Annotated in this window: 1 protein-coding gene; it reads left to right on the plus strand. The window is 65.6% G+C overall.

Translation table 11 applies throughout. The features are described from left to right. The first annotated feature begins 77 nt into the window (after positions 1–77). A protein-coding gene (locus tag AB0K15_RS48035; RefSeq protein WP_364067938.1) for an IS3 family transposase occupies positions 78–1,192 on the plus strand; the annotation gives its coding sequence in 2 pieces (ribosomal slippage) (positions 78–345 and positions 345–1,192; 1,116 coding nt in all). Positions 1,193–1,234: the final 42 nt, after the last annotated feature.

The raw sequence follows: 1,234 nt of genomic DNA on the forward strand, positions 1-1,234 counted from the left end.
TGACGTGACCCCGTTGGCTTGGTCCAGGGTGAGTGTGAGTCTTGCGGCCCACGTTGTGGGCGGGAAGGCTCGAACCGATGAGCACCAGGAAACGACATACCCCCGAACAGGTCGTCCGGAAACTGACCCAGGCCGATCAGCTGCTGGCCGAGGGCAAGGACGTCGCGGTCGTGTGCCGGGAGTTGCAGGTCACCGAGGCCACCTACTACCGGTGGCGCAACCAGTTCGGTGGGTTGAAGGCCGACGACGCGAAGCGGTTGAAGGACCTGGAGCGGGAGAACGCCACCCTCAAACGCCTGCTGGCTGACGCGGAGCTGGAGAAGGCGGCGTTGAAAGAGATTGCCAAGGGAAACTTCTGAGCCCGGAACGCCGCCGGGCGGCCGTGCACCACCTCATGCGGGTTCTCGGGGTGAGTGAGCGGTTCGCCTGCCGCGTTACCGGGCAGAACCGGGGAACCCAGCGCCGGCCACGGCAGGCCCAGACGATCGCCGACCCGGACGCCGCACTGCGGACATGGTTACGGGATTACGCGCGGGCGCATCCACGATGGGGCTTCCGCCGGGCCTATCACGACGCCCGTGGTGAGGGCTGGCTGGTCAACCACAAGAAGATCCAGAGACTGTGGCGTCAGGAGGGCTTACGGGTCCCGCAACGCCATCGTCGCAAACGCCTCGGTGTTTCCACTACGGGCCTGGTCCCGGTCGCGGACGCACCGAACAAGGTGTGGGCGGTGGATTTCCAGTTCGACGCCACCACCGATGGCCGACCGGTCAAGATCGTGTCGATCGTGGACGAACACACCCGGGAGTGCCTCGGTGGCCTGGTCGAGCGCTCGATCACCGCCCAGGCACTCATCGAGGAACTGGACCTGCTCACAGTCGAGCGTGGCTATCCGGGCGTCCTGCGCAGCGACAACGGTCCGGAGTTCGCCTGCGCGACCCTGCGTGAGTGGGCTGGCGAACGCGTCGGCCTGGCGTTCATCCCACCCGGCGAGCCCTGGCGCAATGGCTACATCGAGTCGTTCAACGGCCGGCTGCGCGACGAATGCCTCAACATCACCCTGTTCTGGTCACTGACCCAGGCCAGGGTCGTGATCAGCGACTGGAAAGACGAGTACAACCACCATCGCAGGCACTCCAGCCTGGGCTACCAGACCCCAGCCGGTTACGCTGCCGCCTGCACCCACCAATAACCGACTCACACAGAACCTGGGTCAATCAACGGGGTCCCGCCA

The organism is Amycolatopsis sp. NPDC049253, from assembly GCF_040678995.1.
Lineage (GTDB): Bacteria > Actinomycetota > Actinomycetes > Mycobacteriales > Pseudonocardiaceae > Amycolatopsis.